The following is a 23,951-nucleotide window of genomic DNA, read 5'->3' as shown; positions in this document are numbered from 1 at the left end:
TCGGTGGCCACGGCGCTGGAGCCGTCGCCGTGCTCGTCGCGGATCTTCTGGGAGATCTTCATCGAGCAGAACTTCGGGCCGCACATGGAGCAGAAGTGGGCCGTCTTGGCGGGTTCGGCGGGGAGGGTCTCGTCGTGGAAGTCGCGCGCGGTCTCCGGGTCGAGGGCCAGGTTGAACTGGTCCTCCCAGCGGAACTCGAAGCGGGCGTCGGAGAGGGCGTCGTCCCACTCCTGGGCGCCGGGGTGGCCCTTGGCGAGGTCTGCCGCGTGGGCGGCGATCTTGTAGGTGATCACGCCGGTCTTGACGTCGTCCCGGTTGGGCAGGCCCAGGTGCTCCTTGGGCGTGACGTAGCAGAGCATCGCGGTGCCCCACCAGGCGATCATCGCGGCGCCGATGCCGGAGGTGATGTGGTCGTAGCCGGGGGCGACGTCGGTGGTGAGCGGGCCGAGGGTGTAGAACGGCGCCTCGTCGCAGATCTCCTTCTGGAGATCCATGTTCTCCTTGATCTTGTGCATCGGGACGTGGCCCGGGCCCTCGATCATCACCTGGACGTCGCGCTCGCGGGCGATCCGGCCGAGCTCGCCGAGGGTCTGGAGCTCGGCGAACTGCGCCTCGTCGTTGGCGTCCGCGATGGAGCCCGGCCGCAGGCCGTCACCGAGCGAGAAGGTGACGTCGTACGACGCGAGGATGTCGCAGAGCTCCTCGAAGTTGGTGTAGAGGAAGTTCTCCTGGTGGTGCGCCAGGCACCAGGCGGCCATGATCGAGCCGCCGCGGGAGACGATGCCGGTCTTGCGCCGGGCGGTCAGCGGGACGTACCGCAGCAGCACGCCGGCGTGGACGGTCATGTAGTCGACGCCCTGCTCGCACTGCTCGATGATGGTGTCCCGGTAGACCTCCCAGTTCAGCTCCTCGGCCTTGCCGTCGACCTTCTCCAGCGCCTGGTAGAGCGGCACGGTGCCGATCGGCACGGGGGAGTTGCGCAGGATCCACTCGCGGGTGGTGTGGATGTTGCGACCGGTGGAGAGGTCCATGACGGTGTCGGCGCCCCAGCGGGTGGCCCAGGTCATCTTCTCCACCTCCTCCTCGATCGAGGAGGTGACGGCGGAGTTGCCGATGTTGGCGTTGATCTTCACCAGGAAGTTGGTGCCGATGATGGCCGGCTCGACCTCGGGGTGGTTCACGTTGACCGGGATGACGGCTCGGCCGCGGGCCACCTCGTCGCGCACGAACTCGGGGGCCAGGCCCTCGCGCAGCGCCACGAACTCCATCTCGGGGGTGACCACGCCCCGCTTGGCGTAGGCGAGTTGGGTGACGGCGGCTCCGCCGCGGCCGCGCAGCGGGCGGCGCGGGCGGCCGGGGAAGACGGCATCCAGGTTGCGCAGGTTGCCGCCGCGCGGCGAGGTGTGCTTGATCCCGTCGTCCTCGGGGCGCGCCTCGCGGCCGTCGTACTCCTCGACGTCGCCGCGCTGGCGGATCCAGGCGTCCCGCAGGGCGGGCAGGCCGCGCCGCACGTCGGGCTCGTACGCCGGGTCGGTGTACGGACCGGAAGTGTCGTACAGCGGAACGGTCTTCCCGTTGGTGAGCACGACCTCGCGGAACGGGACGCGCAGGTCGGGGCGGGAGCCCTCGCGGTAGGCCTTGCGCCAAGCCGGGGTGGGGTAGCCGGTGCCCGTGCTGTCGGCGGAGGCGCTGCGGGCAGACTGCGGCTGTGCTTCGAACGTGGTCATCTGACCTTCACTCCCTACGCCGGCATTACCCGGTCCAGGTTCCTGCGGTCGACGCAGCCCTCGGTCCGTCCGTCGACGGCCCGGTCAGCGTCCTCTCAGCCCGGTGCTCCGAGCTCCCGCGTCCGCAGGCGGTGTTGCCTGCGCATGACGCCCAACACCGTAGCGAGCGGATCGCCGCAGGTCCAGACGGCGTCCGGGGAACGAACGGCGGGAACGCCGGAGGCCCGGCACCCCCGTGTGCGGGGTGCCGGGCCTCCGGGGCCGGGTCGGGTCGGGTCAGCTCTTGGCGGCCTTCTTCACCAGGATCACCACGGCCGCCGCGATGCCGACGACGACCAGCAGCTTGATCGCCAGGCCGATCAGGGCGCCGACGACGCCGAAGACGAAGCTCACGATGTTCCAGGCCAGTACCAGGACCAGCACCGGGATGACGATGTTGCGCACCCAGGAGGGCAGCGACTTCCAGAGCTCAGCCATGTCCGTTCCTTCTCTCCCCTCGGGCCGGCTGCCGTCCGGTGCCGCATCCCGCTTGCTTTCGGTACTTCGATCGTACGGGGGCGCCGGGGCCGGAACGAGGCCCAACGGCCCGGAGAGAACCCCGAGATCCCCCCTATCCGGAACCCCGGGGAGACCCCCGAGAGAACGGCCGGGACCGGTCAGACCGGCCAGCGCTCACCGCGCCAGGCGGCGTCCCAGAACATCCACTCGTAGCGCGAGGTGGTGACGAAGTGCCCCACCACCTTGCGGCGTTCGGCCGCGGAGAGCTCCTCCCCCAGCCGGTCGGCGAGCGCCAGCACCCGGCGCACCACGGACTGGAAGGCCTCGTCGCCGTAGGTGGCGATCCACTTGGCGTACAGCGGGTCGGGGGAGCCCTGGGCCAGCAGCGCCTCGCCGACCCGGGCGTAGATCCAGTAGCAGGGCAGCACCGCGCCGAGCGCCTCGGCGAACGAGCCGCCGTAGACGGTGGCCAGCAGGTAGCTGGTGTAGGCCCGGGTGGTGGGCAGCACCGGTTCGGCGGCGGCCGCCTCGGCGCTGCCGCCGAAGGCGGTGAGGAACTCGGCGTGCATGCCCTGCTCGGCGGCCAGCGCACCGACCGCGTCGTCGGCGAAGGCCCGCACGTCCTCCTCGCCGGGCGCCTTGGCGGCGCAGACGGCGAGCGCGCGGGCGTAGTCGCGCAGGTAGTGCGAGTCCTGGACGACGAAGTGGCGGAACGCCTCGCGCGGCAAGGTGCCGTCGGTGAGGCCGCCGATGAAGGGGTGGGCGAGGATCTCGGCGTACACCGGCTCGATGGCCGCCCAGAGTTCCTCGGTCAGGCTGAGACTCATGCCCCGACCCTAGCTCTGCGGATCAGTCCTCCGGCGGGGAGAACACCACCAGCACCCGGAGCTCCTCGGTGACGTGGTGGAAGCGGTGCGGGGTGCCGGCCGGGACGTAGACCACGGTGCCGCGCGCGACGGTGGCGGTCTCGCCGCCGACGGTGAGTTCGGCCCGGCCGCTGATCACCTGGTAGATCTCGTCCTGGTCGTGCGCGGTCTGCGGGTCGGTGTCGCCGGGGGAGAGCGCGTAGAGCCCGGCGGACATCCGTGGTTCGCGCAGGAACCGCAGGTACGCGCCGTCGTTGGCCGCGCGTTCGGCGTCCAGTTCGTCCAGCCGGAACAGCTTCACCGCTGCCGTCCTCCCTCGTCCGTCCACCTCCTGGACCAGGGGCATTCAACACCAACATGACCGACGAGAGCTTCCCCCCGGGGCACCGGGGCTGCCAGGCTGGGCGCCATGAAGGGTTTCGTCCTCAAGACACTGATCAACGCGGCGGCCATCTGGGTCGCCGCCTGGATCGTCACCGGTATCCAGCTCACCGACGGCACGGCCGACTGGCAGCACAAGACCCTGACGGTGATCGCCGTCGCGCTGGTCTTCGGCGTGGTCAACTTCCTGATCAAGCCGCTGGTGAAGCTGTTCTCGTTCCCGCTGTTCATCCTCACCCTGGGGCTGATCACCTTCGTGATCAACGCCCTGATGCTCTGGCTGACCTCCTGGGCGTCGGGGAAGCTGAACCTGGACTTCCACGTCGACGGTTTCATCCCGGCGCTGCTCGGCTCGCTGATCATCAGCCTGGTCGCCTGGGGCCTGCACCTGGCGCTGGACGACGACTGACCGAGCAGCCGGGCCGCGGACGACCGGCCCGCCGACGCGACGACACGAGAGGGGCCCGTGCCCGGGCGGTGGACCCGGGGCGGGCCCCTCGTCGATGGGGGTCCCCCCGGCCGGAGGCTGGGGAAGGCCCGGTGGCGGCGTCGCCGAGGCGTTCGGGTTCGGCGGGGCGTTCGGGTTCGGGCGGGTTTCGACCGGGTCGTCCCGCGGGAGACTCCCGCACAACGCTCCAGCCCCGGAGGTGGCCATGGGCCCCGTCGACCGCACTCCGCCACCACGCCCCGTCGTGAAGCGCACCGCGCGGGCGATCCTGCTGGAGCTGGACCCGGACAACCCGTACGGCCCGGCGTCGATCGTGCTGATCCGGCGGGTCCGGGCGGGCTCGCCGCACCCGTACTGGATCACCCCCGGCGGCGGGGTCGAGCGCGGCGACCGCACGGTGGTGGAGGCGCTGCACCGCGAGGTGGACGAGGAGCTCGGCGGCAAGATCGTCGACGTGGTACCCGCCTTCGTCGACACCATCAGCCACACCCACCACGACGACGGCACGCTGCTCCACCCGCACGGGGTCAAGGTGCAGCACTTCTTCGTCTGCCGGCTCGCCTCGATGGACCTCAGCCGGCGGCACGGGCCGGAGGTGGACGAGCCCAACGGCGAGTACGAGGTGGTCCGGCTGCCGTTCACCCGCGAGGGCGTCACCTCGGTGAACGTCGTCCCGCCCCGGCTGCGGGCGTACCTGGCGGCCAACATCGAGGGGGTCCGGGCGCTGCTCGCCCCCGATCTCGGCTGATCCGCGGGCCCTGTCAGCCCGCGGCCAGGTCGCCCACCAGGTCGTGCCGGATCCGCTCGGCCGGCACGCCCGCGCGCAGCAGCACGCCGACGCCCCGGCGGACCATCGCGGGCGGCCCGCTGAGGAACGCCTCGCGGCCGGCCCACGGGCCGAACCGGCCCACCACCTCGGGCAGTTCACCGGTCAGCGCGCCCTCGGTCGGGCCGGTGCCGGAGAGCACCGGCCGCACCGTCAGCCAGCGGTGCCGCCGGGCCAGGTCGCGCAGCCCGTCCAGGTCGTACAGCTCGACGGCGCGGCGGGCGCCGTAGAAGAGCTCGACGGAGCGGACCGGGGTGCCGTGCTCGGCCAGCTCCTCGACCAGCGCGCGGATCGGGGCGATGCCGGTGCCGCCGCCGAGGCAGAGCAGTTCGGCGCCGGCGGTGTGGTCCACGGTCATCGAGCCGGCCGCCGGGCCCAGCCGCAGGACGTCCCCGGGCGCGGCCCGGTGCACGAGCGCGTTGCTCACCCAGCCCGCCTGGACGGCCTTCACGTGGAAGGTCAGCAGCCCGTCCGGGCGGGGTGCGGAGGCGAAGGAGAAGTGCCGCCAGACCCGCGGCCACCAGGGCGTCTCCAGGCTGGTGTACTGCCCGGCCCGGTACGGGTAGGCCTGGTCCGGCCGGACGGTGATCACCGCGACGTCCCGGGTGCGGCGCTCGTGCCGCACCACCTCGCCGTGCCACCAGGCCGGCGAGGTGCGGGCGGCCTCCTCGGCGGCCTCGATCATGATCGAGGAGACCAGCCGGTACACCCGGCGCCAGGCCAGTTCGGTCTCGGCGTCCCAGCGGCTGCCCGCGTACCGGGCCAGCGCCTGCACCAGGCACTCCCCCACCGGGCCGTAGTGGCCGGTCAGCGTGCCGTACCGACGGTGGCCGCGGCCGAGCGCGCTCAGGTAGCTGTGCAGGGCCTCCGGGTCGTCGGCGCCGCGGGCGGCGGCCAGCAGGGCGCGGAACAGACGGTCGCGCTGGACGTCCATGGCGGCCGGGAAGAGCGAGCGGACCTCGGGGTGGTGCAGGAAGATCAGCGCGTAGAAGTGCGCGGTGGCCCGGTCGGCGACGGGTTCGACGACGGCCAGGCTGGCCCGGATCAGCTCGATGTCCCGTGCGGTGGGCGGCTGTTCGGCGGCGTCCGGGCCGGGCCCGGGGAGGGTGGCGGCGGCCTGCGGCGGCCCCGGGCGCTCCTCGCCGACCATCTGCACGGCCCAGGCGTGGCTCCAACTGTCCCCAGGGCCCGACCAGTTGAGGCCGGGAGCGTCGGTGAACAGCGGGCGGAAGGCGGGTGTGGCGGGCGGCGGCGTCGGATCCGGGAAGCTCGGCGCGGGGACGGCCGGCGGCCGGCTCGGCGGCTCCGGTACGCCCTGCGGCACCGGCGGCGGGAAGGCCGTCGGCGCGTCCGCCGGCACCGGCGGCAGGAAGGCCGTCGGCGCGTCCGCCGGCAGCGGCGGCGGGAGGTCCGGCGGGTCGAGCGGCATCGGCGGCCGTTCGGGGACCGGCCCCGGGACCTCGGCCGGCGCCTGCGCCTGTTCGTGGGCCGGCGCCGAGGGCGCCTCCGACGGGAGCTCCGGCATTCCCGGGACGGCGGAGACGCCTGCCGAGCCGTGCCCGGTGCGGACCAGAAGAGTTCTGCGGGACTTCACCGCAACGTTTCGAGTACCCAAGAGAATCGTTTCGCCTCCGGCCGGCCTGCGCCACCACCTGGCTTGTCCCTGTTGACGCCTAGGCAGCGTGGCACGCCCGAAGTGCTCATCCGACAAATCGCGCGAAGCCCGGACACCCGGGCCCGGGACGCGCTACTCTCACTCGATCTGTGGTCGCCCTGGGTGTCTCTCCGTCCACTCAGGGCTACCGTACCGGCAGGTCGGGCCGGTCAGAGCTGCCGCAGCAGCACCCCGGGGTGCTCCACGCAGTCCGCGACGAACCGCAGGAAGCCGCCCGCCGTCCCGCCGTCGCAGACCCGGTGGTCGAAGGTGAACGACAGCTGCGTCACCTCGCGCACCGCCAACTCCCCTTCGTGCACCCAGGGTTTGGCGACGATCCGGCCGACGCCGAGCATCGCCGCCTCCGGGTGGTTGAGGATCGGGGTGGAGCCGTCCACGCCGAACACCCCGTAGTTGTTCAACGTGAAGGTGCCGCCGGTCAGTTCGGCCAGGGCCAGCGAGCCGTCCCGCGCCGATGCGGTCAACCGGCCCAGCTCCTCGCCGAGTTGCTCGGTGGTGAGGGACTGCGCGTCCCGAACCACCGGGACGACCAGGCCGCGCTCGCCCTGCGCGGCGAAGCCCAGGTGCACCGCCGAATGCCGGATGATGCCCGAACCGTCCTCCGTCACACTGGAGTTGAGCTCGGGGAAGCGCGCCAGCGCGACCGTGCAGATCCGCGCGAGCAGCGCCAGCACGCTCACCTTCGGGCCCGGCGTGGCGTTCAACTGCCGCCGCAGCGCCATCAGTTCGGTGGCGTCCGCGTCCACCCAGCAGGTCGCGGCGGGGATCTCCCGGTGGCTGCGGCTGAGCTTCTCGGCCACCGCCTTGCGCAGCCCGCGCAGCGGGACGACGCCCTCCTGCGGCACCGGAACGGCGGCGGCCGGCGCGGCCACCTTCGCCGCGACCGCCCGTTCGACGTCCGCACGCATGATCAGCCCGTCCGGGCCGCTGCCGGTCAGCGCGGTCAGGTCGACACCCTGCTCCCGGGCCAGCCGCCGCACCAGCGGCGAGATCACCGGCACCACGACCGGAGCGGCCGGAGCGGCCGGAGCCACCGGCGCAGCCACCGCGACAGCGGCGGCCGCAGCAGCAGGAGCGGCGGCAGCCGCCACCCCCACCCGGCGCCGCCGCCCGCCCCGGTCGGGCTCGGCGACCCCGTACCCGACCAGCGGCCGCTCGACGGCCTCCGCCACCGGAGCCACCGGGCCCTCCGACCCCACGGCGCCCGCCGACCCCTCCGCGGCGGCCACCGCGACCGTCACCAGCGGCGCGCCGACGGCGATCTCCTCGCCCTCCTCGCCGTACCGGGCGGTGACCACCCCGCCGTACGGGCAGGGCACCTCCACCACGGCCTTCGCGGTCTCCACCTCGACCACCGGCTGGTCGACCGCGATCACCTCGCCGACCTCGACCATCCACCGCACCACCTCGGCCCCGGTGAGCCCCTCACCGAGGTCGGGCAGCTTGAACTCGCGCACGACGGGCATCATCGACCGTCCTCCCACTGGAGGCGGGCGACCGCGTCCAGGATCCGGTCCACCCCGGGCAGGTGGTGGTGCTCCAGCATCGGCGGCGGGTACGGGATGTCGAAGCCGGTGACCCGCAGCACGGGCGCGGCCAGGTGGTGGAAGCAGCGCTCGGTGACCCGGGCGGCGATCTCCGCGCCGGTGCCGCCGAAGCCGCTCGCCTCGTGCACCACCACGGCCCGGCCGAGCGAGCGCACCACCCGGGTGACCGTCTCGTCGTCGAACGGCACCAGGGTGCGCAGGTCCAGCACCGCGAGGTCCCAGCCCTCGGCCTTGGCCGCCTCGGCCGCCTCCAGGCAGACCGGCAGCGAGGGCCCGTAGGTGATCAGGACCGCCGAGGTGCCGGGGCGCCGCAGCACCGCCCGCCCGATCGGCTCGACCGGCGCCACCGGGTCGAACTCGGTCTTGCCCCAGTAGAGCCGCTTGGGCTCCAGGAAGATCACCGGGTCGTCGGAGGCGATCGAGGCGCGCAGCAGCCCGTACGCGTCGGCGACCGTCGCGGGCGTGACCACGTGCAGGCCGGGGGTGCTGGTGTAGTACGCCTCGGAGGCGTCGCTGTGGTGCTCGACGCCGCCGATGCCGCCGCCGTACGGGACGCGGACGGTGATCGGCAGCGGGAGCCGGCCGGCGGTGCGGTTGCGCATCTTGGCGACGTGCGAGAACAGCTGCTCCAGCGCCGGGTAGGCGAAGGCGTCGAACTGCATCTCGACCACCGGGCGCAGCCCGTACATCGCCATGCCGATCGCGGTGCCGAGGATGCCGGCCTCGGCGAGCGGGGTGTCCAGGCAGCGGTCCGGGCCGAACTCGGCGGTCAGGCCGTCGGTGATCCGGAAGACGCCGCCGAGCGCGCCGACGTCCTCGCCGAGCACGTGCACCGTCGGGTCCTCGCGCATGGTGTCGCGAAGGGCGGAGTTGAGCGCCTGCGCCATGGTGGCGGTGCGCGTCGATACGGCAGTGCTCATTAGTGCTGCACCTCGGCCTCGGCGGCCAGTTCGGCGGACAACTGGGCGGCCTGCTCCCGCAGCTGCGGGGTCGGCTCGGCGTAGACGTGGGCGAACAGGGCCATCGGGTCCAGCTCGGGGTCGGCGTGGAACTCGGCGCGCATCCGGGCCGCCAGGGCCTCCGCCTCGTCCGCGGCCTCCTGCACCAGCACGTCGTCCAGGACGCCGAGCCCGCGCAGCGCGCGCTCCATCAGCAGGATCGGGTCGTGCTCCCGCCAGGCGTCCACCTCGGGCTCGGTGCGGTAGCGGGTGGCGTCGTCGGCGTTGGTGTGCGCCTCGATCCGGTAGGTCAGCGCCTCGACCAGGGTCGGGCCGCCGCCGCTGCGGGCCCGCTCGACCGCCTCGGCCAGCACGGAGTGCACGGCCGGCGCGTCGTTGCCGTCCACCAGTCGGCCCGGCATGCCGTAGCCGACGGCCTTGTGGGCCAGGCTGGGCGCGGCGGACTGCGCGCTGAGCGGGACGGAGATGGCGTAGCCGTTGTTCTGCACCAGGAAGACCACCGGGGCCTGGAGCACCGCGGCGAAGTTCAGCGCCTCGTGGAAGTCGCCCTCGCTGGTGCCGCCGTCGCCGAGCATGGTCAGCGCGACCACCGGGTCGCCGCTCAGCCGGGCGGCGTGCGCCAGCCCGACGGCGTGCGGGGCCTGGGTGGCCAGCGGGGTGCAGAGCGGGGCGGTCCGGCTGGCGCGCGGGTCGTAGCCGGTGTGGGCGTTGCCGCGCAGCAGGGTCAGCGCCTCCAGCGGGTCGACGCCCCGGGAGACCACCGCGAGGGTGTCGCGGTAGCTGGGGAACAGCCAGTCCTGCTCGCCGAGCACCAGCGCGGCGGCGATCTGGCAGGCCTCCTGGCCGGTGGACGCCGGGTAGACGGCGAGCCGGCCCTGCTTGGTCAGGGTGGTGGCCTGCTGGTTGTAGCGGCGGCCGACCACCAGGCGGCGGTACAGCTCGCGCAGCAGCGCCGGGTCGTACTTCTCCAGCTCGGGGGTGCCGAGCACCCGGACGGGGGAGACGTCCGGGAGCAGCGGTGCCGGGTCGGTGCGGGGGGCGGTGGCCCCGGGCAGCCAGCCGGGTACCGCCGTGTGGTGTCTGTGGTCGAGAACGGTCATCTCGGGGCACCTCCAGGGGTGGCGGGGGCTCCCTACCGATTGTTCGGTCGTCTGTTCATCTTGACCAGAAGCGTGACAAGGTGGTGGACATTCGGCCTGAGCGGCGGTCGACTGGTGGCAGTGCGTCCAATCGGTGAGGGTGGGGGGTCATGTCGGCTGAACAGATGTCCAGACTCGACCGTGTCGACCGGTCGATCCTGCGGCTGCTGCAGCAGGACGGTCGCGCCTCGATCCGCTCGGTGGCCGAGCGGGTGCACGTGTCCCGGGCGAACGCGTACGCCCGGATCTCCAGGATGGTCGAGGACGGCGTGATCCGCGGCTTCACCGCCCGGGTCGACCACGAACGGGCCGGTCAGGGCGCGTCCGCGTACATCACCCTGAAGATCGTCCAGAACTCCTGGCGTACCGTCCGGGAGCAGCTGCTGGAGCTCCCCGGGGTCGCCCACATCGCCCTGGTCGGCGGGGACTTCGACGTACTGCTGCTGGTGCACACCGCCGACAACCACGCCCTGCGGGAGCTGGTGCTGAACCGCATCCAGTCCATCCCGCAGGTACTTGGCACACGAACCATGCTGGTGTTCGAGGAGACCGACCAGGTCCCGCCGGACTGATCCCCGCGGGCCGATCCCCGCCGGGCCGATCCCCCGAGGCGGCTACTGGGCGCGCAGCCCGTCGAAGGCCAGGTGGACGACCGCGTCGGCCACCCCGTCGGCCGCCTTGAGGCCCGGCCGGTACCACTCCACGATCGAGTTGATCATGCCGAACAGCAGCCGGGTGGCCAGCCGCGGCTCGACGTCCGCCCGCAGCGCACCGTCCGCGACGGCCGCCCGCAGCAGCTCGGCGACCTGGTGGTCGAACTCCCGCCGCCGCTCCAACGCCCACAGCTCGGTGGCCGTGTTGCCGCGCACCCGCAGCAGCAGCGTCACGTACGGCAGCTCCGCCAGCAGCACCTCGGCGGTGCGGCGCACCACGTGCTCCAGCCGCTCCACCGCCGGGCCCTCCACCGCCGCCGGCTCGGCCAGGATCGCGAACAACCCGTCCAGCGCCCGCCCGACGGCCAGCCGCAGCAGCTCCTCCTTGCCGCGCACGTGGTGGTAGATCGAGGACTTGGAGATCCCGGCGGCCCGGGACAGGTCCTCCATCGAGGTGCCGTCGTAACCGCGCTCGTTGAACACGTCGACGGTCACCGCGAGCAGTGACTCCACGGTGTAGGCGGTGCGCGTGGTGTGATCGGCCATCCTCCGAGTATCCCCGGCCGCCCCACGCACTACGCGATCGGGTCCGTCGGTCCGCACCGGCCCCGCCCCACGCGCTACGCGATCGGGTCCGTTGGTCCACACCAGGCCCGACCCCCACGCCTTAGACTCGGCGAACGATCGTCCGCGTCCAGCAGGGTGGGGTCCAGTCTGATGACCGCAATACCGGCCGTCGCCTCCGACGTGCCCGAGCAGCGCAGCGATGAGCCGAACGCCGCGCCCGGAGCCGGCTGGCGGGAGCGCGGTCGCGCCCTGGTGATCCGGTTCGGCCCGGCCGTCTGGTGCTACGCGGTGCTCAAGCTGATCGGCTTCACCGTCTTCATGAAGCTGCTCTCCTTCTCCGGCGACTACCTCAAGAAGCACCCCCGGTTCGGCGGCGGTGCCAACCCGTGGGACGTCCTGGCCAGCTGGGACGGCTGGTGGTACCAGCAGGTGGCCGAGTTCGGGTACCACCCCGCGCTGATCCCCGTCCCGAACGGCCCGGTCGGCTTCACCATCGAGCAGAACTCGGCCGCGTTCTTCCCGCTCTACCCGGGCCTGATGCGGGGCGTCTCGGACGTCACCGGCCTCGGCCTGTACGGCGCCGGGATGCTGGTCTCGGTGGTGGCCTCACTGTTCGCCGCGGCCGGGATCTACGCCGTGGTGGACCGGCTGGCCGGCCCCCGGGCGGGCGTGATCGCGGCCGGGCTCTGGGCGATCGCCCCGGGCTCGGGCGCCGAGTGGGCGGTCTACTCGGACTCCCTCTTCGTCGCGCTGGCCGCCTGGGCCTGCTACTGCGTGATGGCCAAGCAGTGGATCGCGGCCGGGGTGGTCACCCTCGTCGCCGGGCTGAACCGGCCGACCGCCGCGGCGCTGATCGGCGCGGTCGGCCTGGCCGCGCTGGTGGAGCTGTACCGGCGGGAGAGCGGCGTGCTGCGCCCGCTGGCCGCGCTGCTGATGGCCCCGGTGGGCCTGCTCGGCTACGTCGGCTGGGTGGGCTGGCGGGTCGGCGAGTGGGGCGGCTACTTCCGGCTTCAGCGCGACTCCTGGCTGCACTACTTCGACTGGGGCCAGGGCAGCTGGCACGCGATCCGGGGCGTGCTGCTGGGGCGCGGCGACTACCCGTTCGCGTACCCGGTGCCGGACCTGCTGGCCACCCTGTTCGTGTTCACCCTGCCGGTGCTGATCGTGCTGCTGATCCGGCTGCGCCCGCCGCTGGTGCTGACCGCCTACACGCTGGCCACGATCGTCTCGGTGCTCGGCAGCCTGGGCATCTTCGGCAACGTCTCGCGCTACCTGCTGCCCGCCTTCCCGCTGTTCATCGCGCTGGCCATCGGGCTGCGCAAGCTGAGCCTGCCGGTGCTGGTCACCGTGCTGACCACCGGCGCGGTCGCCTCCGGCTGGTTCGGCGGGTACGTCCTGTTCGAGCTCGGCGTGCCGTAGACCGGCCCCCCACCGACCCCCCGGGGGCGCGTCCGCCACGGACGCGCCCCCGGTGCGTTTCCCGGAATTCGGGCCCGCAGACCCTCTTGAGCCGACCGATCGTTCGGTTACTCTGTGACGTGTCCCGTCCTCCCCTCTGAGGAGCGCCCAGATGTCCGCAGCGGTCACCCACCCCCTCGTCAGCGAGCTGGTTCAGCGCCACCAGGCCACCCTGGACGCCGCGCTCGACGCCGCCGCCAAGCGCGACTACTGGTCGCCCTACCCCGAGTTCCCCAAGGCGTACGGCGAGAGCGGCCCCGCGGACGGCAAGGCCGCGTTCGACGCCCTGCTCGGCAAGCCGTTCCCACTGGCCGGCCACCCCGCCGACGGCGACCTGGTCGGCGGCGAGCACTCCCCGTACGGCGTCGAGCTCGGCATCGGCTACCCGCACGCCGGCCCGGACGCGCTGATCGCCGCACTGACCGCCGCCCGCCCGGCCTGGGCCGCCGCCACCCCGCTGGAGCGGGCCGCCGTCTGCCTGGAGATCCTGCACCGGATCAACGCCCGCTCGCACGAGTTCGCGAACGCCGTCATGCACACCACCGGCCAGGCGTACGGCATGGCCTTCCAGGCCGGCGGCCCGCACGCCCAGGACCGCGGCCTGGAGGCCGTCGCCTACGCGTACGCCGAGCAGACCCGGCTGCCCCGGCAGGCCGGCTGGACCAAGCCGCAGGGCAAGCGCGACCCGCTGGTGATGACCAAGGACTTCACCGTCGTCCCGCGCGGCCTCGCGCTGCTGATCGGCTGCAACACCTTCCCGACCTGGAACGGCTACCCCGGCCTGTTCGCCTCCCTGGCCACCGGCAACCCGGTGCTGGTCAAGCCGCACCCGCGCGCCGTCCTGCCGCTCGCGCTGACCGTCGCGATCGCCCGCGAGGTGCTCGCCGAGGCCGGCTTCGACCCCAACCTGGTCTGCCTGGCCGCCGAGCACGAGGGCGGCACCGTCGCCAAGGAGCTCGCCGTCCGCCCCGAGATCCGGATGATCGACTACACCGGCTCGACCGCCTTCGGCGACTGGCTGGAGCAGAACGCCAAGCAGGCCGACGTCTACACCGAGAAGGCCGGCGTCAACGCGGTGGTCGTCGACTCCACCGACGACTACCGGGGCATGCTGAACAACCTGGCCTTCTCGCTGTCGCTGTACAGCGGCCAGATGTGCACCACCCCCCAGAACCTGCTGATCCCGCGCGGCGGCATCGCCACCGACCAGGGCGAGAAGTCCTTCGACCAGGTCGTCACCGACCTCGCCGGTGCGATCGAGGGCCTGCTCTCCGACGACGCCCGCGCCGCCGCCATCCTCGGCGCCGTGGTCAACCCGGGCGTGCTGGAGCGCTCGGCCGCCGCGGCCGACGGCGAGTACGGCGAGCTCGTCCTCGCCCCGCGCGCGGTGACCTCGCCCGACTTCCCCGACGCGACCGTGCGCACCCCCGCGCTGGTCAAGCTGGACGCCGACAAGCCGGACGACCGCTCGGTCTTCCGCAGCGAGTGCTTCGGCCCGGTCTCCTTCGCCGTCGCCGTCGAATCCGCCGCCGCCGCGGTCGAGTTGCTGCGCACCACGGTCCGCGAGAAGGGCGCCATGACGGCCTCCGGCTACACCACCTCGCCCGAGGTCGAGGCGCTGCTGGTCGAGGCCGCGCTCGACGCCGGCGTCTCGCTGTCGCTCAACCTGACCGGCGGGGTGTACGCCAACCAGACCGCCGCCTTCTCCGACCTGCACGGCACCGGCGCCAACCCGGCCGCCAACTCCGCCTACTGCGACGGCGCGTTCGTCGCCAACCGGTTCCGCACGGTGGAGATCCGCCGGCACAGCTGAGCCGTTCCCGCACGTCCCCGGGCCCCCCGGTCGCCTCGCGCGCCCGGGGGGCCCGGGTTTTCGGCCCGCCCGGGACGGCGATGATGGGAGGCTGGGAAGGCGGACCACGTCCAACCACCCTCCGAACCCCGGGAGCTGACACATGACCGAGCAAGCGATCGACACCGAGGTCCTGATCGTCGGCGCCGGACCGACCGGGCTGCTGCTCGCCGGCGACCTCGCCGCCGCCGGGGTCCGCGTCACCGTCCTGGAGAAGCGCGGCACCGAGTCCAACCTCACCCGGGCCTTCGCGGTGCACGCCCGCAGTCTGGAACTCCTGGACGCCCGCGACCTCGCCGAGGACCTCATCGCCACCGGCCGCCCGCTCACCGGCCTGCGGATGTTCGACCGCTTCGCGATCGACCTCGGCTCGCTGCCGACCCGCTTCCCGTTCGTCCTGATCACCCCGCAGTACCAGACCGAACGGCTGCTCCACGAGCGCGCGGTGAAGGCCGGCGCGACCGTCCTGCGCGGCGCCGAGGTCACCGGCCTGCGCCAGGACGCCGACGGCGTCACCCTGGAGACCCGCGGCTCCGACGGCGGCACGGCCACCCACCGCGCCCGGTACGCGGTCGGCACCGACGGCGTCCGCTCCACCGTCCGCGACCTGCTCGGCATCCCGTTCCCCGGCGAGTCGGTGGTCGACTCGGTGCTGCTCGCCGACGTCCGGCTGGAGCGCGAGCCCGCCGAGACCGTCACCGTCGGCGCCAACGAGGCCGGCTTCGCCTTCCTCGCCCCGTTCGGCGACGGCTGGTTCCGGCTCATCGCCTGGGACCGCAAGGAGCGGCAGCCGGACGGCACCGTCCCCTCGCCCGAGCGCCTCGCCGGACTCGCCCGGACCATCCTCGGCGAGGACTACGGCCTGCACGACGTCCGCTGGAGCTCCACCTTCCACAGCGACGAGCGCCAGGCCCCCAACTACCGCTCCGGCCGGGTCTTCCTGGCCGGGGACGCCGCCCACTGCCACTCGCCGGCCGGCGGCCAGGGCATGAACACCGGCCTCCAGGACGCCGCCAACCTGTCCTGGAAGCTCGCCGCCGTCCTCCGGGGCCGGGCCACCGACGCCCTCCTCGACACCTACCAGACCGAGCGGCACCCGGTCGGCCGCACCGTGCTGCGCACCTCCGGCGCGCTGATCCGGCTCGCGCTCGCCGAGTCCGCCCCCACCCGCGCGCTGCGCGGGGCGCTCGTCGCGCTCGGCAGCCACCTCGACCCGGTCACCGAGCGCGGCGCCCGGATGGTCTCCGGCATCGGCATCGCCTACCCCGCCCCCAAGGGCTCCCACCCGCAGGTCGGCCGTCGCGTCCCGGACCTGCGGCTGACCGGCCTGCGCAAGCCCGCCGACGGCGGGCCCGCCGCCCCCGAGCGGCTCTACGAGGCGCTGCGCACCGGGAAGTTCATCCTGGTCAGCAATGACGAGCTGGTCGCCGCCGAGCCCTGGGCCGACCGCATGGTCACCGCCGCCCCCGCCGACCCGCACGGCAAGCTGCGCGACACCGTGCTGCTGATCCGCCCCGACGGCTACGTCGCCTGGGCCGGCATCGACCCCGGCCAGAACGAGCTCCGCACCGCCCTCACCACCTGGCTCGGCACCCCCGCCCAGGCCTGATCCCACCCCGGGCGGGTGCGGGGACGAACCCCGCATCCGCCCGACCTTTCGTTCGGTCGAAAGTTAACCCCGGGCCTTCTCGTAGTGCCGCGCGGCCTTCGCCCGATTCCCGCACACCGCCATCCGGCACCACCGTCGGCGCCCGTTCTGCGAGGTGTCGAGGAAATACAGAATGCACGCCTCGTGCGCGCACTGCTTGATGCGGCGCACCCCCTGGTCGAGCAGGTCGAGGAAGTCGTCCACCGCCAGCCAGGCCGCCAGCCACTCCGGCCGGTCCATCTCGACGTGCTCGGTCGGGCCCTGCGGGCCGAGCTCCCGCCGCAGCCGTCCGTGCCGCAGCACGCCGTTCAGCCGGGACACCACCGTCGGCCCCAACTCGCCTGTGGCGTGGAGCTCGTGGACCGCTCCGGCGATCGCCTCGCGGGCCTCCCGCAGCGCGTCGAGCCCGGCGTCCGCCACCCGGCAGCGGTCGGTGAGACCGGCCGAGGAGAGCCAGATCCCGTACCCGTCCGACTCGGCCAGCAGGTCGTTGACGGGCGCGCCGGCCCAACGCGTGTTCAGCAGGTCGAGCGCCAGCGGCTCCCCGATCAGCGGCCGCGGGTCGCGCGGGTCTGCCTTCCGGTCCGTCATGGTCCTCCCTCGGTCGGCACCGATTCTACGTCGGCCCGGCTCGTCCCGAATTGGTATGGACCGGCCCCAGGAATTCCAGACATTCACTGTATGAAAGCTCCGCGATTCCAGGCCTCCACACTTGACTGTTTTTTAGCAACGAATTGCTTGACCATGAGCCAATTCCCGGATCCGTTCTGACATGTTCTAGCCAGCGTTCTACCCCGGAACGCGTGTGCCCCTTGCCGGCCCCCACAGCCGGCCAGAGGAGGATCCGTTGCGCCCCCGTACCCTCGCCCTCGCCGCGGCCATAGCCGTGCTGCCGCTGACCGCCGTCTCGCTCGGCGTCTCCACCGCGCAGGCCGCCGCCCCCAACGCCGCCCCGCGCGTCGCGCTGCCGAACACCGTGAACCCCGCGGTCGCCCAGTCGGAGAAGAAGGGCGACGTCCCGGCCGAGCAGCAGATCTCCATCGCCGTCAGCCTGAAGCTGCGCAACACCGACGCGCTGGACCACTTCCTCACCGCGGTCACCACCCCGGGCGCCCCGGAGTTCGGCAAGTACCTGACGCCGGAGCAGTTCACCGCGCAGTTCGGCCCGACCCAGGCGGCCGTCGACCAGGTCAAGACCTACCTGGCCGCCCAGGGCCTGACCGTCACCGAGGTGAGCGCCAACCGCCAGGTGGTCAGCGCCCACGGCACCACCGCGCAGGTCTCGCAGGCGTTCGGCACGCACGAGAGCTCGTACGTCGACCCGCAGCTCCAGCGCGCCTTCTTCGCGAACGACGCCGCCGCCTCGATCCCGGCCGACCTGGCCGCCGTGGTCCAGGGCGTGCACGGCCTCGACAACCACGCGGTGCGCAAGAACCGCATCGCCAAGCCGCAGAGCACCCCGGGCACCGCCGCCCCGAACGCGACCACCGCCACCCCGAGCGGCTTCGGCCCCGCGCAGTACGACGGCGCCTACAACCTGAACAAGACCGGCGCGGACGGCACCGGCGTCACGGTCGCGCTGTGGGAGTTCGACGGCTACAGCAAGACCAACCTGACCACCTACGACTCGCAGTACGGCCTGACCGGCCCGGCCGTCTCCACCGTCTCGGTGGACGGCGCCAACTACGACACCACGCCGGGCCAGGGCCAGGGCGAGGTCGAGCTGGACAGCGAGATCGTCCGCGGCGCGGCGCCCAAGGCCACCCAGCTGATCTACGAGGCCCCGAACAGCGACCAGGGCGAGATCGACATGGCCAACAAGATCGTGGCCGACAACCGCGCCTCGGTCATCTCCATCTCCTGGGGCTCCTGCGAGCCGGACACCACCGCCGCCTCGATGACCGCGGTCGACAACGCCTTCAAGCAGGCCGCCGCCCAGGGCATCTCGATCTTCTCCGCCTCCGGTGACGACGGCTCGCGCGACTGCACCCGCTCCACCAGCGGCTCGACCGTCAAGGCGGTCGACTTCCCGGCGTCCAGCCCGCACCAGACCGGTGTCGGCGGCACCAACCTCAAGGTCTCCGGCACCGCCTACTCCTCGGAGAGCGCCTGGAGCACCGCCGGCGGCGGCGTCTCCACCGTGTTCAGCAAGCCGAGCTGGCAGACCGGCACCGGCGTCAGCGGCACCATGCGCACCGTCCCGGACGTCTCCTCCAACGCCGACCCGGCGAGCGGCTTCGCGATCTACACGGCCGGCGGCTGGCAGGTCTACGGCGGCACCAGCGCGGCCGCGCCGCTCTGGTCCGGCTACGCGGCCCAGTTCAACCAGAAGGCCAAGGCGGCCGGTCAGCCGGTCCTGGGCGAGGCCAGCCCGCGGCTGTACTCGGTGGCGAACAGCAGCAACTACGGCACCGCGTTCCACGACGTGACCACCGGCTCGAACCAGGACTTCCCGGCCAAGGCCGGCTACGACCAGGTCACCGGCTGGGGCACCCCGGTCGCCGACGTGCTGACCACCGCCCTGCTCGGCGGCACCACCCCGCCGCCGTCCGGCGGCTGCACCGCGGCCCAGCTGGTCGGCAACGGCGGCTTCGAGACCGGCACCGCCGCCCCGTGGACGGCCTCCAGCGGCGTCCTCGACAACGGCACCTCCCAGGCGGCCCACTCCGGCAGCTGGAAGGCCTGGATGGACGGCTACGGCTCCGCCCACACCGACACCGTGTCGCAGACCGTGTCGATCCCGGCCGGCTGCACCTCCGCCAAGCTGACCTTCTGGCTGCACATCGACACCGCGGAGACCGGCTCCACCGCGTACGACAAGCTGACCGTGCAGGCCAACAGCACCACGCTGGCGACCTACTCCAACGTGAACGCGGCCGCCGGCTACGTGCAGAAGACCCTGGACCTGACCTCCTTCGCGGGCCAGACCGTCACCGTCAAGTTCACCGGCACCGAGGACTCCTCGATGCAGACCAGCTTCGTGATCGACGACGTCGCGCTGAACGTCTCCTGATCACCGGCCGGTAGCACCACCTGACCCCCGCCGGGGCGGCGCCGACAGGGCCCGCCCCGGCGGTGTCCGTTCCCCGGCCGGCGGGTGCTCCGGTTCCCGCCGTGTTTCCGGACTGTTTCAAGATCGATAACCATCCGGTTCACCTGCCGTGAGCACTGTCATACGCACGACTGATGACGTAGCCTCTCGACCGTGCATAGGGTTCCCCAAAGCTCGGTGAAGCCGTTGCCGGCGCGTTCCGACGCCGTTCCGGTCCCGCCGAAGTCACCTGGTGGGGAGGGTTACCGCATGGCCGCACAGCAGCCGCACGACGCCGCGCGGCTCCGGTTGGTCGGACCGCGACCGGAACGCCCCGGTTCGCCCGTACCCGCGCCGGCGCCGGTTGCCACGCCCTCCGCCGGGCGGCCCGCCCCCGCGGGCGGCTTCGCGGACACCCTGCACCTGGCCATCGAGGCCAGCGGGCTCAGCCTGGACCGGATCAGGGCCGCCCTCGCCCAACGCGGTGTCAGGGTCAGCGTCACCACCCTCAGTTACTGGCGGCGCGGCCGCAGCCAGCCCGAACGGGCCAGCTCGCTGCGCGCCGTCCACCTGCTGGAGGAGCTGCTCGCGCTGCCGCACAGCTCGCTCTCCTCGCTGCTCGGCCCGCCGCGCCCGCGCGGCCGCTGGGCCGCCGCCGCCAACACCCTGCACCTCGGGCTGGAGGACGTCTGGCCGGGCGAGCAGGAGATCGCGGACATCTTCGCCGAGCTGGACGCGCCGCCGGCCGGTGAGCTGGAGCGGCTGAGCATCCACGACTCGTACTACGTCGACGCCGAGCGGCGCGGCAACCTGCTGCGGATGCGCCAGGTGGTGCGCGCCACCGTCGGCGGCGTCGGCCGCTGCCTGGTCGTGCACAAGGCCGACGAGGAGGCCACCGGCTGCCCCGAGATCACCGCGGTCCGGCACGGCCGGCTGGGCCGGGTCCGCCGCCGCCCGGACGTCGGCCTGACCGTCGGCGAGCTGATGCTGGACCGCCCGCTGGCGCTCGGCGACAGCACGGTCTTCGAGTACGAGGTGGAGATCCCGCCCGGCGGCCCGACCATGGAGTACAGCCGCCGCTTCGCCACCCAGGTGCGCGAGTACGTGCTCCAGGTGCACTTCGACCCGGCGGCCGTCCCGGCGCACTGCGAGCGCTACGACCGCGAGCCGGGGGCGGACGTCGACCACCGCCGCGAGCAGCTCTGGATCGGCGCCTCCGCGAGCGCCCACGTGCTGGCCCCGGACCAGCAGCCGGGCCACATCGGCATCCGCTGGGAGTGGGAGTAGCCCCGGCCCCGCCGCGGCGAACCCTCCGAACCGCTCCGCATCCCTCCGAACCACTCCGACCCCGTCGGGCCCCGTGCCCGGCGGGGTCCTCGGTTTTCCGGCCCGCCGCCCAACCTAACCCCTTCGTGACCCCATACCGGTTGACGCCCCATCACATAACCCGTACCTTCGTGAGTACCAGTTAGGCAGTCGCCTCACCGACGGCCCCCAGCCACGGGAGTGATCAGGCATGACCAGCACCACCACCCCGCTCCGCACCCTGCAGACCGGCCACGTCGGACTGAACGTCACCGACCTGGCCCGCTCGATCGACTTCTACCGCGTCGTGTTCGGCCTGGCGGTCACCCACGAGGGCACCGACCCGCAGCGCCGCTTCGCCCTGCTCGGCCGCGACGGCCGCCTGGTGGTGACGCTCTGGCAGCAGAGCGAGGGCACCTTCGCCCCCGCCAACCCCGGCCTGCACCACCTCTCCTTCGAGGTCGAGAGCCTCGACGAGGTCCGCGCCGCCGAGGTGCTGCTGCGCGAGCTGGGCGCCGACTTCGCCTACGACGGCGTCGTCCCGCACGGCGAGGGCTCGGCCTCCGGCGGCATCTTCTTCGCCGACCCGGACGGCATCCGGCTGGAGATCTACACCCGCACCGGAGTGGACGCGACCGAGGCGGCCGCCCCCACCACCGGCGCCCCCACCTGCGGCTTCTTCTAAATCCCGGCTACCGACTCCCCCCCCCAGCCGATCGGAGACGCCCCACCATGACCGCCGGCACCATGACCGCCCCCACGCCCTACCACCCCGGCGAGCGGACCGCCCAGGCCCTGGCCGGCCGCACCGAACGGGCCGACCACTCCGGCCGGTCGATCCGCGACACCATCCCCGCGGTGGCGGCCCGCTTCCTGACCGAGCGCCGGATGCTGGTCCTCGGCGCCGCCGACCGGGACGGCCGGGTCTGGGCCACCCAGCTGGCCGGCCCGGCCGGCTTCCTCCAGGCCCCGGACGAGCGGACCATGGCGGTCGCCACCACCCCGGCCGGAGCCGACCCGCTGGCCGAGGCGCTGACCCGCCCGGCCCAGGTCGGCACCATCGCCCTGGACCCGGCCGGCCGGCGCCGGATGCGGCTCAACGGCCACTCCGCCCCGGACGGCCGGGGCGGCCTGCGGATCACCGCCGACCAGGTCGTCTCCAACTGCCCCAAGTACATCCAGCGCCGCAGCCCGCTGGACCGCCCCGCGCCCGGTGCGCCGCGCCCGGTGGCCGCCGGCCCGGTCCTGTCCACCGCGCAGCGGCTGGCCGCCGCCACCGCCGACACCTTCTTCATCGCCACCACCGGCCCGGACGGCAGCGTGGACGCCTCGCACCGGGGCGGCCTGCCGGGCTTCCTCCAGGCGGTGGCGCCGGACCGGCTGCGCTGGCCCGAGTACCCGGGCAACAGCATGTTCCTGACCCTCGGCAACCTGGAGCTGGACCCGCGGGCCGGCCTGCTGCTGCCCGACTGGGAGACCGGCGGGGCGCTGCTGGTCACCGGTGAGGCCAGGACCGACTGGTCCGCCGAGGCCCGCGAGGGCGTCCCGGGGGCCGAGCGGATGGTCGAACTGACCGTCACCGGCGTCCTCGAACTGGCCGACGCCACCCCGCTGACCTGGACCGATCCCGAGTACTCACCCGCCAACCCGCCCACGGCGCGGGGCTGACGGCCCACCAGGGTTCGGACCGGCGCCACCGTCTCCGCCCGGCCCGCGCCACGCCCCGGCCGCCGAACGGCCGTCACCCGCCCGGCGCAACCCGCCGAGCCGCCAGCCGTCCGCTTTGGGACTTTGGTCCCGGTATCACGCGGAACCGACCCGGGAAGGCCGGTCCTGTCACGCCGTCAGGGCCGACCGGGAAAGAGGCGGAGCATGACCCCCACCGACCACCCGACCCCGCTGCTCGTGTTCGACGAGGTCGAACCGGACGAGGACTGCATATGCGGGGGCTGCAACGCCCGCCGCCGCGCCCGGCGGCACGCCGCGCCGGTGCACGAGGGCGGGCACGCCGCGGCCCGCAGCATCCGCCGCCGGGCCGCCGTGCTGATGGCCGCCGTCGGCACCGCGATGGGCGGCGGGACGGCCGCCGCCGGCCAGGCGGCCGCGGCCCCCGCCCCCACCCCCGGCCCCACCCCGGGCGGCAGCAGCACCGCCCAGCCGCCCGGCTCCCCGCAGGGCGAGGTCAGCAGCCTCTACGGCGACGACGCCCCCGGTGAGCGCGCCTCCGCCGCCCCGGGCGCGGTCGCCCGGCCGGCCACCCGGGCGCAGATCATCCAGCGCGCCCAGTCCTGGGTCGACCAGCGGGTGCCGTACGGCATGGGCCGCTACTGGTCGGACGGCTACCGCCAGGACTGCTCCGGCTTCGTCTCGATGGCCTGGGGCCTGGGCAGCAGCCAGACCACCTGGACCCTGCCGAACTTCGCCGAGCGGATCGCCAAGGCCGACCTCCAACCGGGCGACGTGCTGATCTACAACAACCCGGCCAACCCGCAGGCCGGTTCGCACGTGACGCTGTTCGGCGGCTGGACCGACGCCACCCGCACCCGCTACCTCGCCTACGAGCAGACCTCGCCCGGCACCAGGAAGCGGGACACCCCGTACGCCTACTGGAGCAACTCCGGCTCCTACCTCCCGTACCGCTTCACCGGCCTGTCCGGCGGCAGCAGCGACGGCGCCCCCGCCACCGCCTTCCCGGGCGCGGACAAGTTCGGCCCCGGCGCGAACAACGCGTACGTCACCAGGCTCGGCCAGCTGCTGGTGCAGCGCGGCGGCGCCCGGTTCTACACCGAGGGCCCCGGCCCGCAGTGGGGCGAGGCGGACCGCCGGGCCACCGAGGCCTTCCAGCTCGCCCAGGGCTGGCGCGGCAGCGAGGCCGACGGCATCCCCGGCAAGGACACCTGGGACTACCTGGTCAACGGCAAGGGCCGCGACATCGACGCCGGCACCCCGCTGCCGCCGCCCACCCCGCCCGGCACCGGGGTGCCCGCCTTCCCCGGCCCGGACCGGTTCGGGCCGGGCGCGGTCAACGACGACGTACGCCGGCTCGGCGAACAGCTCGTCCGCAAGGGCTTCGGCGCCGCGTACCGGGTCGGGCCCGGCCCGCAGTGGAGCGAGAGCGACCGGCAGGCCGTCCAGGCCTTCCAGCAGGCCCAGGGCTGGACCGGCGCCGACGCCGACGGCTACCCCGGGCCGGAGACCTGGCGCCGGCTCTTCTCCTGAGCCACCTGAGCCACCTGAGCCGCCCGGGCCGACAGAGCCGCCCGGGCTGCCCGGGCCGACAGAGCCGCCGCCCGCCCGGCGCTACGCCGCCGACCACGAGCAGCGTCGGCGCGATCACCCGGGCCAGGGCGTCCGGCCCGGCCAGGTCGGGC

The 23,951-nt window shown here is 73.5% G+C and carries 21 protein-coding genes; 11 read left to right on the top strand and 10 right to left on the bottom strand.

What is annotated here, in order from left to right; genetic code table 11:
- The 4 genes from thiC to ABTY15_RS34890 all read right to left on the bottom strand — a co-directional run.
- Positions 1-1,727 (bottom strand): phosphomethylpyrimidine synthase ThiC (gene thiC / locus ABTY15_RS34905; protein WP_350604802.1); only part of this gene is annotated, 1,727 nt, incomplete at its 3' end.
- Positions 1,728-2,003: 276 nt separating this feature from the next.
- On the bottom strand, positions 2,004-2,204 hold the full coding sequence (locus ABTY15_RS34900; protein WP_350604800.1) for a DUF5326 family protein: 201 nt from the start codon (positions 2,202-2,204) through the stop codon (positions 2,004-2,006).
- A gap of 179 nt (positions 2,205-2,383) precedes the next feature.
- Positions 2,384-3,052, bottom strand: coding sequence for a thiaminase II (gene tenA / locus ABTY15_RS34895; protein ID WP_350604799.1), 669 nt, complete (start codon positions 3,050-3,052; stop codon positions 2,384-2,386).
- A 22-nt stretch (positions 3,053-3,074) separates the two neighbouring features.
- Positions 3,075-3,392, bottom strand: coding sequence for a cupin domain-containing protein (locus tag ABTY15_RS34890; protein WP_350604797.1), 318 nt, complete (start codon positions 3,390-3,392; stop codon positions 3,075-3,077).
- Positions 3,393-3,500: 108 nt separating this feature from the next.
- On the opposite strand from ABTY15_RS34890, the gene ABTY15_RS34885 reads away from it, so the two are divergent.
- Together ABTY15_RS34885 and ABTY15_RS34880 are read left to right on the top strand one after the other, a co-directional pair.
- A complete protein-coding gene (locus tag ABTY15_RS34885; RefSeq protein WP_350604795.1) occupies positions 3,501-3,881 on the top strand; it encodes a phage holin family protein in 381 nt (126 codons plus the stop codon).
- Between the two features lie 244 nt (positions 3,882-4,125).
- Positions 4,126-4,668, top strand: a complete 543-nt coding sequence (locus ABTY15_RS34880) for an NUDIX domain-containing protein (RefSeq protein WP_350604794.1) — start codon at positions 4,126-4,128, stop codon at positions 4,666-4,668.
- A gap of 13 nt (positions 4,669-4,681) precedes the next feature.
- Here ABTY15_RS34880 and ABTY15_RS34875 read toward each other — a convergent pair whose 3' ends face one another.
- The 4 genes from ABTY15_RS34875 to pdhA all read right to left on the bottom strand — a co-directional run bounded on the left by ABTY15_RS34875 (position 4,682) and on the right by pdhA (position 10,027).
- The gene (locus ABTY15_RS34875; protein WP_350604791.1) at positions 4,682-6,340 is read right to left on the bottom strand and encodes a globin domain-containing protein; all 1,659 of its coding nucleotides are present in this window, start codon (positions 6,338-6,340) and stop codon (positions 4,682-4,684) included.
- A gap of 230 nt (positions 6,341-6,570) precedes the next feature.
- A complete protein-coding gene (locus ABTY15_RS34870) occupies positions 6,571-7,887 on the bottom strand; it encodes a dihydrolipoamide acetyltransferase family protein (protein WP_350604834.1) in 1,317 nt (438 codons plus the stop codon).
- On the bottom strand, positions 7,887-8,888 hold the full coding sequence (locus ABTY15_RS34865) for an alpha-ketoacid dehydrogenase subunit beta (RefSeq protein WP_350604789.1): 1,002 nt from the start codon (positions 8,886-8,888) through the stop codon (positions 7,887-7,889). Before ABTY15_RS34865 ends, ABTY15_RS34870 begins: the two co-directional genes overlap by 1 nt.
- Positions 8,888-10,027, bottom strand: a complete 1,140-nt coding sequence (gene pdhA / locus ABTY15_RS34860; protein WP_350604787.1) for a pyruvate dehydrogenase (acetyl-transferring) E1 component subunit alpha — start codon at positions 10,025-10,027, stop codon at positions 8,888-8,890. Before pdhA ends, ABTY15_RS34865 begins: the two co-directional genes overlap by 1 nt.
- Positions 10,028-10,191: 164 nt before the next feature.
- Here pdhA and ABTY15_RS34855 point away from each other — a divergent pair, with 164 nt between their 5' ends.
- The gene (locus ABTY15_RS34855; RefSeq protein ID WP_078859968.1) at positions 10,192-10,638 is read left to right on the top strand and encodes an Lrp/AsnC family transcriptional regulator; all 447 of its coding nucleotides are present in this window, start codon (positions 10,192-10,194) and stop codon (positions 10,636-10,638) included.
- A gap of 42 nt (positions 10,639-10,680) precedes the next feature.
- Here ABTY15_RS34855 and ABTY15_RS34850 read toward each other — a convergent pair whose 3' ends face one another.
- Positions 10,681-11,265 carry a TetR/AcrR family transcriptional regulator gene (locus ABTY15_RS34850; protein WP_350604782.1) on the bottom strand — a complete coding sequence of 195 codons (585 nt, stop codon included), beginning with the start codon at positions 11,263-11,265 and terminating at the stop codon, positions 10,681-10,683.
- A gap of 171 nt (positions 11,266-11,436) precedes the next feature.
- Here ABTY15_RS34850 and ABTY15_RS34845 point away from each other — a divergent pair, with 171 nt between their 5' ends.
- The 3 genes from ABTY15_RS34845 (at position 11,437) to ABTY15_RS34835 (ending at position 16,205) form a co-directional block, all read left to right on the top strand.
- A complete protein-coding gene (locus tag ABTY15_RS34845) occupies positions 11,437-12,705 on the top strand; it encodes a glycosyltransferase family 39 protein (RefSeq protein ID WP_350604780.1) in 1,269 nt (422 codons plus the stop codon).
- 151 nt (positions 12,706-12,856) lie between these two features.
- Complete coding sequence (paaN, locus tag ABTY15_RS34840; RefSeq protein WP_350604777.1) at positions 12,857-14,557, top strand: phenylacetic acid degradation protein PaaN; 1,701 nt, start codon at positions 12,857-12,859, stop codon at positions 14,555-14,557.
- 142 nt (positions 14,558-14,699) lie between these two features.
- Positions 14,700-16,205 (top strand): FAD-dependent monooxygenase, encoded by a 1,506-nt coding sequence (locus ABTY15_RS34835; protein ID WP_350604776.1) that lies wholly within the window; start codon positions 14,700-14,702, stop codon positions 16,203-16,205.
- A 63-nt stretch (positions 16,206-16,268) separates the two neighbouring features.
- On the opposite strand, the gene ABTY15_RS34830 is transcribed toward ABTY15_RS34835, so the two are convergent.
- Positions 16,269-16,835: a CGNR zinc finger domain-containing protein gene (locus tag ABTY15_RS34830; protein ID WP_350604774.1), complete on the bottom strand. Its 567-nt coding sequence runs from the start codon at positions 16,833-16,835 to the stop codon at positions 16,269-16,271.
- 256 nt (positions 16,836-17,091) lie between these two features.
- On the opposite strand from ABTY15_RS34830, the gene ABTY15_RS34825 reads away from it, so the two are divergent.
- From ABTY15_RS34825 to ABTY15_RS34805, 5 genes are all read left to right on the top strand, one after another.
- Positions 17,092-19,257: a protease pro-enzyme activation domain-containing protein gene (locus ABTY15_RS34825; RefSeq protein ID WP_350604771.1), complete on the top strand. Its 2,166-nt coding sequence runs from the start codon at positions 17,092-17,094 to the stop codon at positions 19,255-19,257.
- A gap of 288 nt (positions 19,258-19,545) precedes the next feature.
- A complete protein-coding gene (locus tag ABTY15_RS34820) occupies positions 19,546-20,562 on the top strand; it encodes an XRE family transcriptional regulator (protein ID WP_350604769.1) in 1,017 nt (338 codons plus the stop codon).
- 229 nt (positions 20,563-20,791) lie between these two features.
- Complete coding sequence (locus ABTY15_RS34815) at positions 20,792-21,265, top strand: VOC family protein (RefSeq protein WP_350604767.1); 474 nt, start codon at positions 20,792-20,794, stop codon at positions 21,263-21,265.
- A 47-nt stretch (positions 21,266-21,312) separates the two neighbouring features.
- The gene (locus tag ABTY15_RS34810; protein WP_350604765.1) at positions 21,313-22,248 is read left to right on the top strand and encodes a pyridoxamine 5'-phosphate oxidase family protein; all 936 of its coding nucleotides are present in this window, start codon (positions 21,313-21,315) and stop codon (positions 22,246-22,248) included.
- A gap of 204 nt (positions 22,249-22,452) precedes the next feature.
- Positions 22,453-23,799: a peptidoglycan-binding protein gene (locus ABTY15_RS34805; protein ID WP_350604764.1), complete on the top strand. Its 1,347-nt coding sequence runs from the start codon at positions 22,453-22,455 to the stop codon at positions 23,797-23,799.
- Positions 23,800-23,951: the final 152 nt, after the last annotated feature.

This window comes from Kitasatospora sp. NPDC097643, from assembly GCF_040302625.1.
In the GTDB taxonomy this organism is placed as follows: domain Bacteria; phylum Actinomycetota; class Actinomycetes; order Streptomycetales; family Streptomycetaceae; genus Kitasatospora.
The sequence above is the reverse complement of the archived record's forward strand: the minus strand, read 5'-3'. Positions and strand labels throughout refer to the sequence as shown.

Bases quoted from the DNA above. Each gene is read 5' to 3' on its own strand.
- ABTY15_RS34835 (WP_350604776.1), top strand. From the start codon at position 14,700: ATGACCGAGCAAGCGATCGACACCGAGGTCCTGATCGTCGGCGCCGGA.
- ABTY15_RS34900 (WP_350604800.1), bottom strand. From the start codon at position 2,204: ATGGCTGAGCTCTGGAAGTCGCTGCCCTCCTGGGTGCGCAACATCGTC.
- ABTY15_RS34830 (WP_350604774.1), bottom strand. From the start codon at position 16,835: ATGACGGACCGGAAGGCAGACCCGCGCGACCCGCGGCCGCTGATCGGG.
- ABTY15_RS34820 (WP_350604769.1), top strand. From the start codon at position 19,546: ATGGCCGCACAGCAGCCGCACGACGCCGCGCGGCTCCGGTTGGTCGGA.
- ABTY15_RS34865 (WP_350604789.1), bottom strand. From the start codon at position 8,888: ATGAGCACTGCCGTATCGACGCGCACCGCCACCATGGCGCAGGCGCTC.
- ABTY15_RS34805 (WP_350604764.1), top strand. From the start codon at position 22,453: ATGACCCCCACCGACCACCCGACCCCGCTGCTCGTGTTCGACGAGGTC.
- pdhA (WP_350604787.1), bottom strand. From the start codon at position 10,027: ATGACCGTTCTCGACCACAGACACCACACGGCGGTACCCGGCTGGCTG.
- ABTY15_RS34870 (WP_350604834.1), bottom strand. From the start codon at position 7,887: ATGCCCGTCGTGCGCGAGTTCAAGCTGCCCGACCTCGGTGAGGGGCTC.
- ABTY15_RS34815 (WP_350604767.1), top strand. From the start codon at position 20,792: ATGACCAGCACCACCACCCCGCTCCGCACCCTGCAGACCGGCCACGTC.
- ABTY15_RS34850 (WP_350604782.1), bottom strand. From the start codon at position 11,265: ATGGCCGATCACACCACGCGCACCGCCTACACCGTGGAGTCACTGCTC.
- ABTY15_RS34885 (WP_350604795.1), top strand. From the start codon at position 3,501: ATGAAGGGTTTCGTCCTCAAGACACTGATCAACGCGGCGGCCATCTGG.
- ABTY15_RS34880 (WP_350604794.1), top strand. From the start codon at position 4,126: ATGGGCCCCGTCGACCGCACTCCGCCACCACGCCCCGTCGTGAAGCGC.
- ABTY15_RS34810 (WP_350604765.1), top strand. From the start codon at position 21,313: ATGACCGCCGGCACCATGACCGCCCCCACGCCCTACCACCCCGGCGAG.
- tenA (WP_350604799.1), bottom strand. From the start codon at position 3,052: ATGAGTCTCAGCCTGACCGAGGAACTCTGGGCGGCCATCGAGCCGGTG.
- paaN (WP_350604777.1), top strand. From the start codon at position 12,857: ATGTCCGCAGCGGTCACCCACCCCCTCGTCAGCGAGCTGGTTCAGCGC.
- ABTY15_RS34845 (WP_350604780.1), top strand. From the start codon at position 11,437: ATGACCGCAATACCGGCCGTCGCCTCCGACGTGCCCGAGCAGCGCAGC.
- ABTY15_RS34855 (WP_078859968.1), top strand. From the start codon at position 10,192: ATGTCCAGACTCGACCGTGTCGACCGGTCGATCCTGCGGCTGCTGCAG.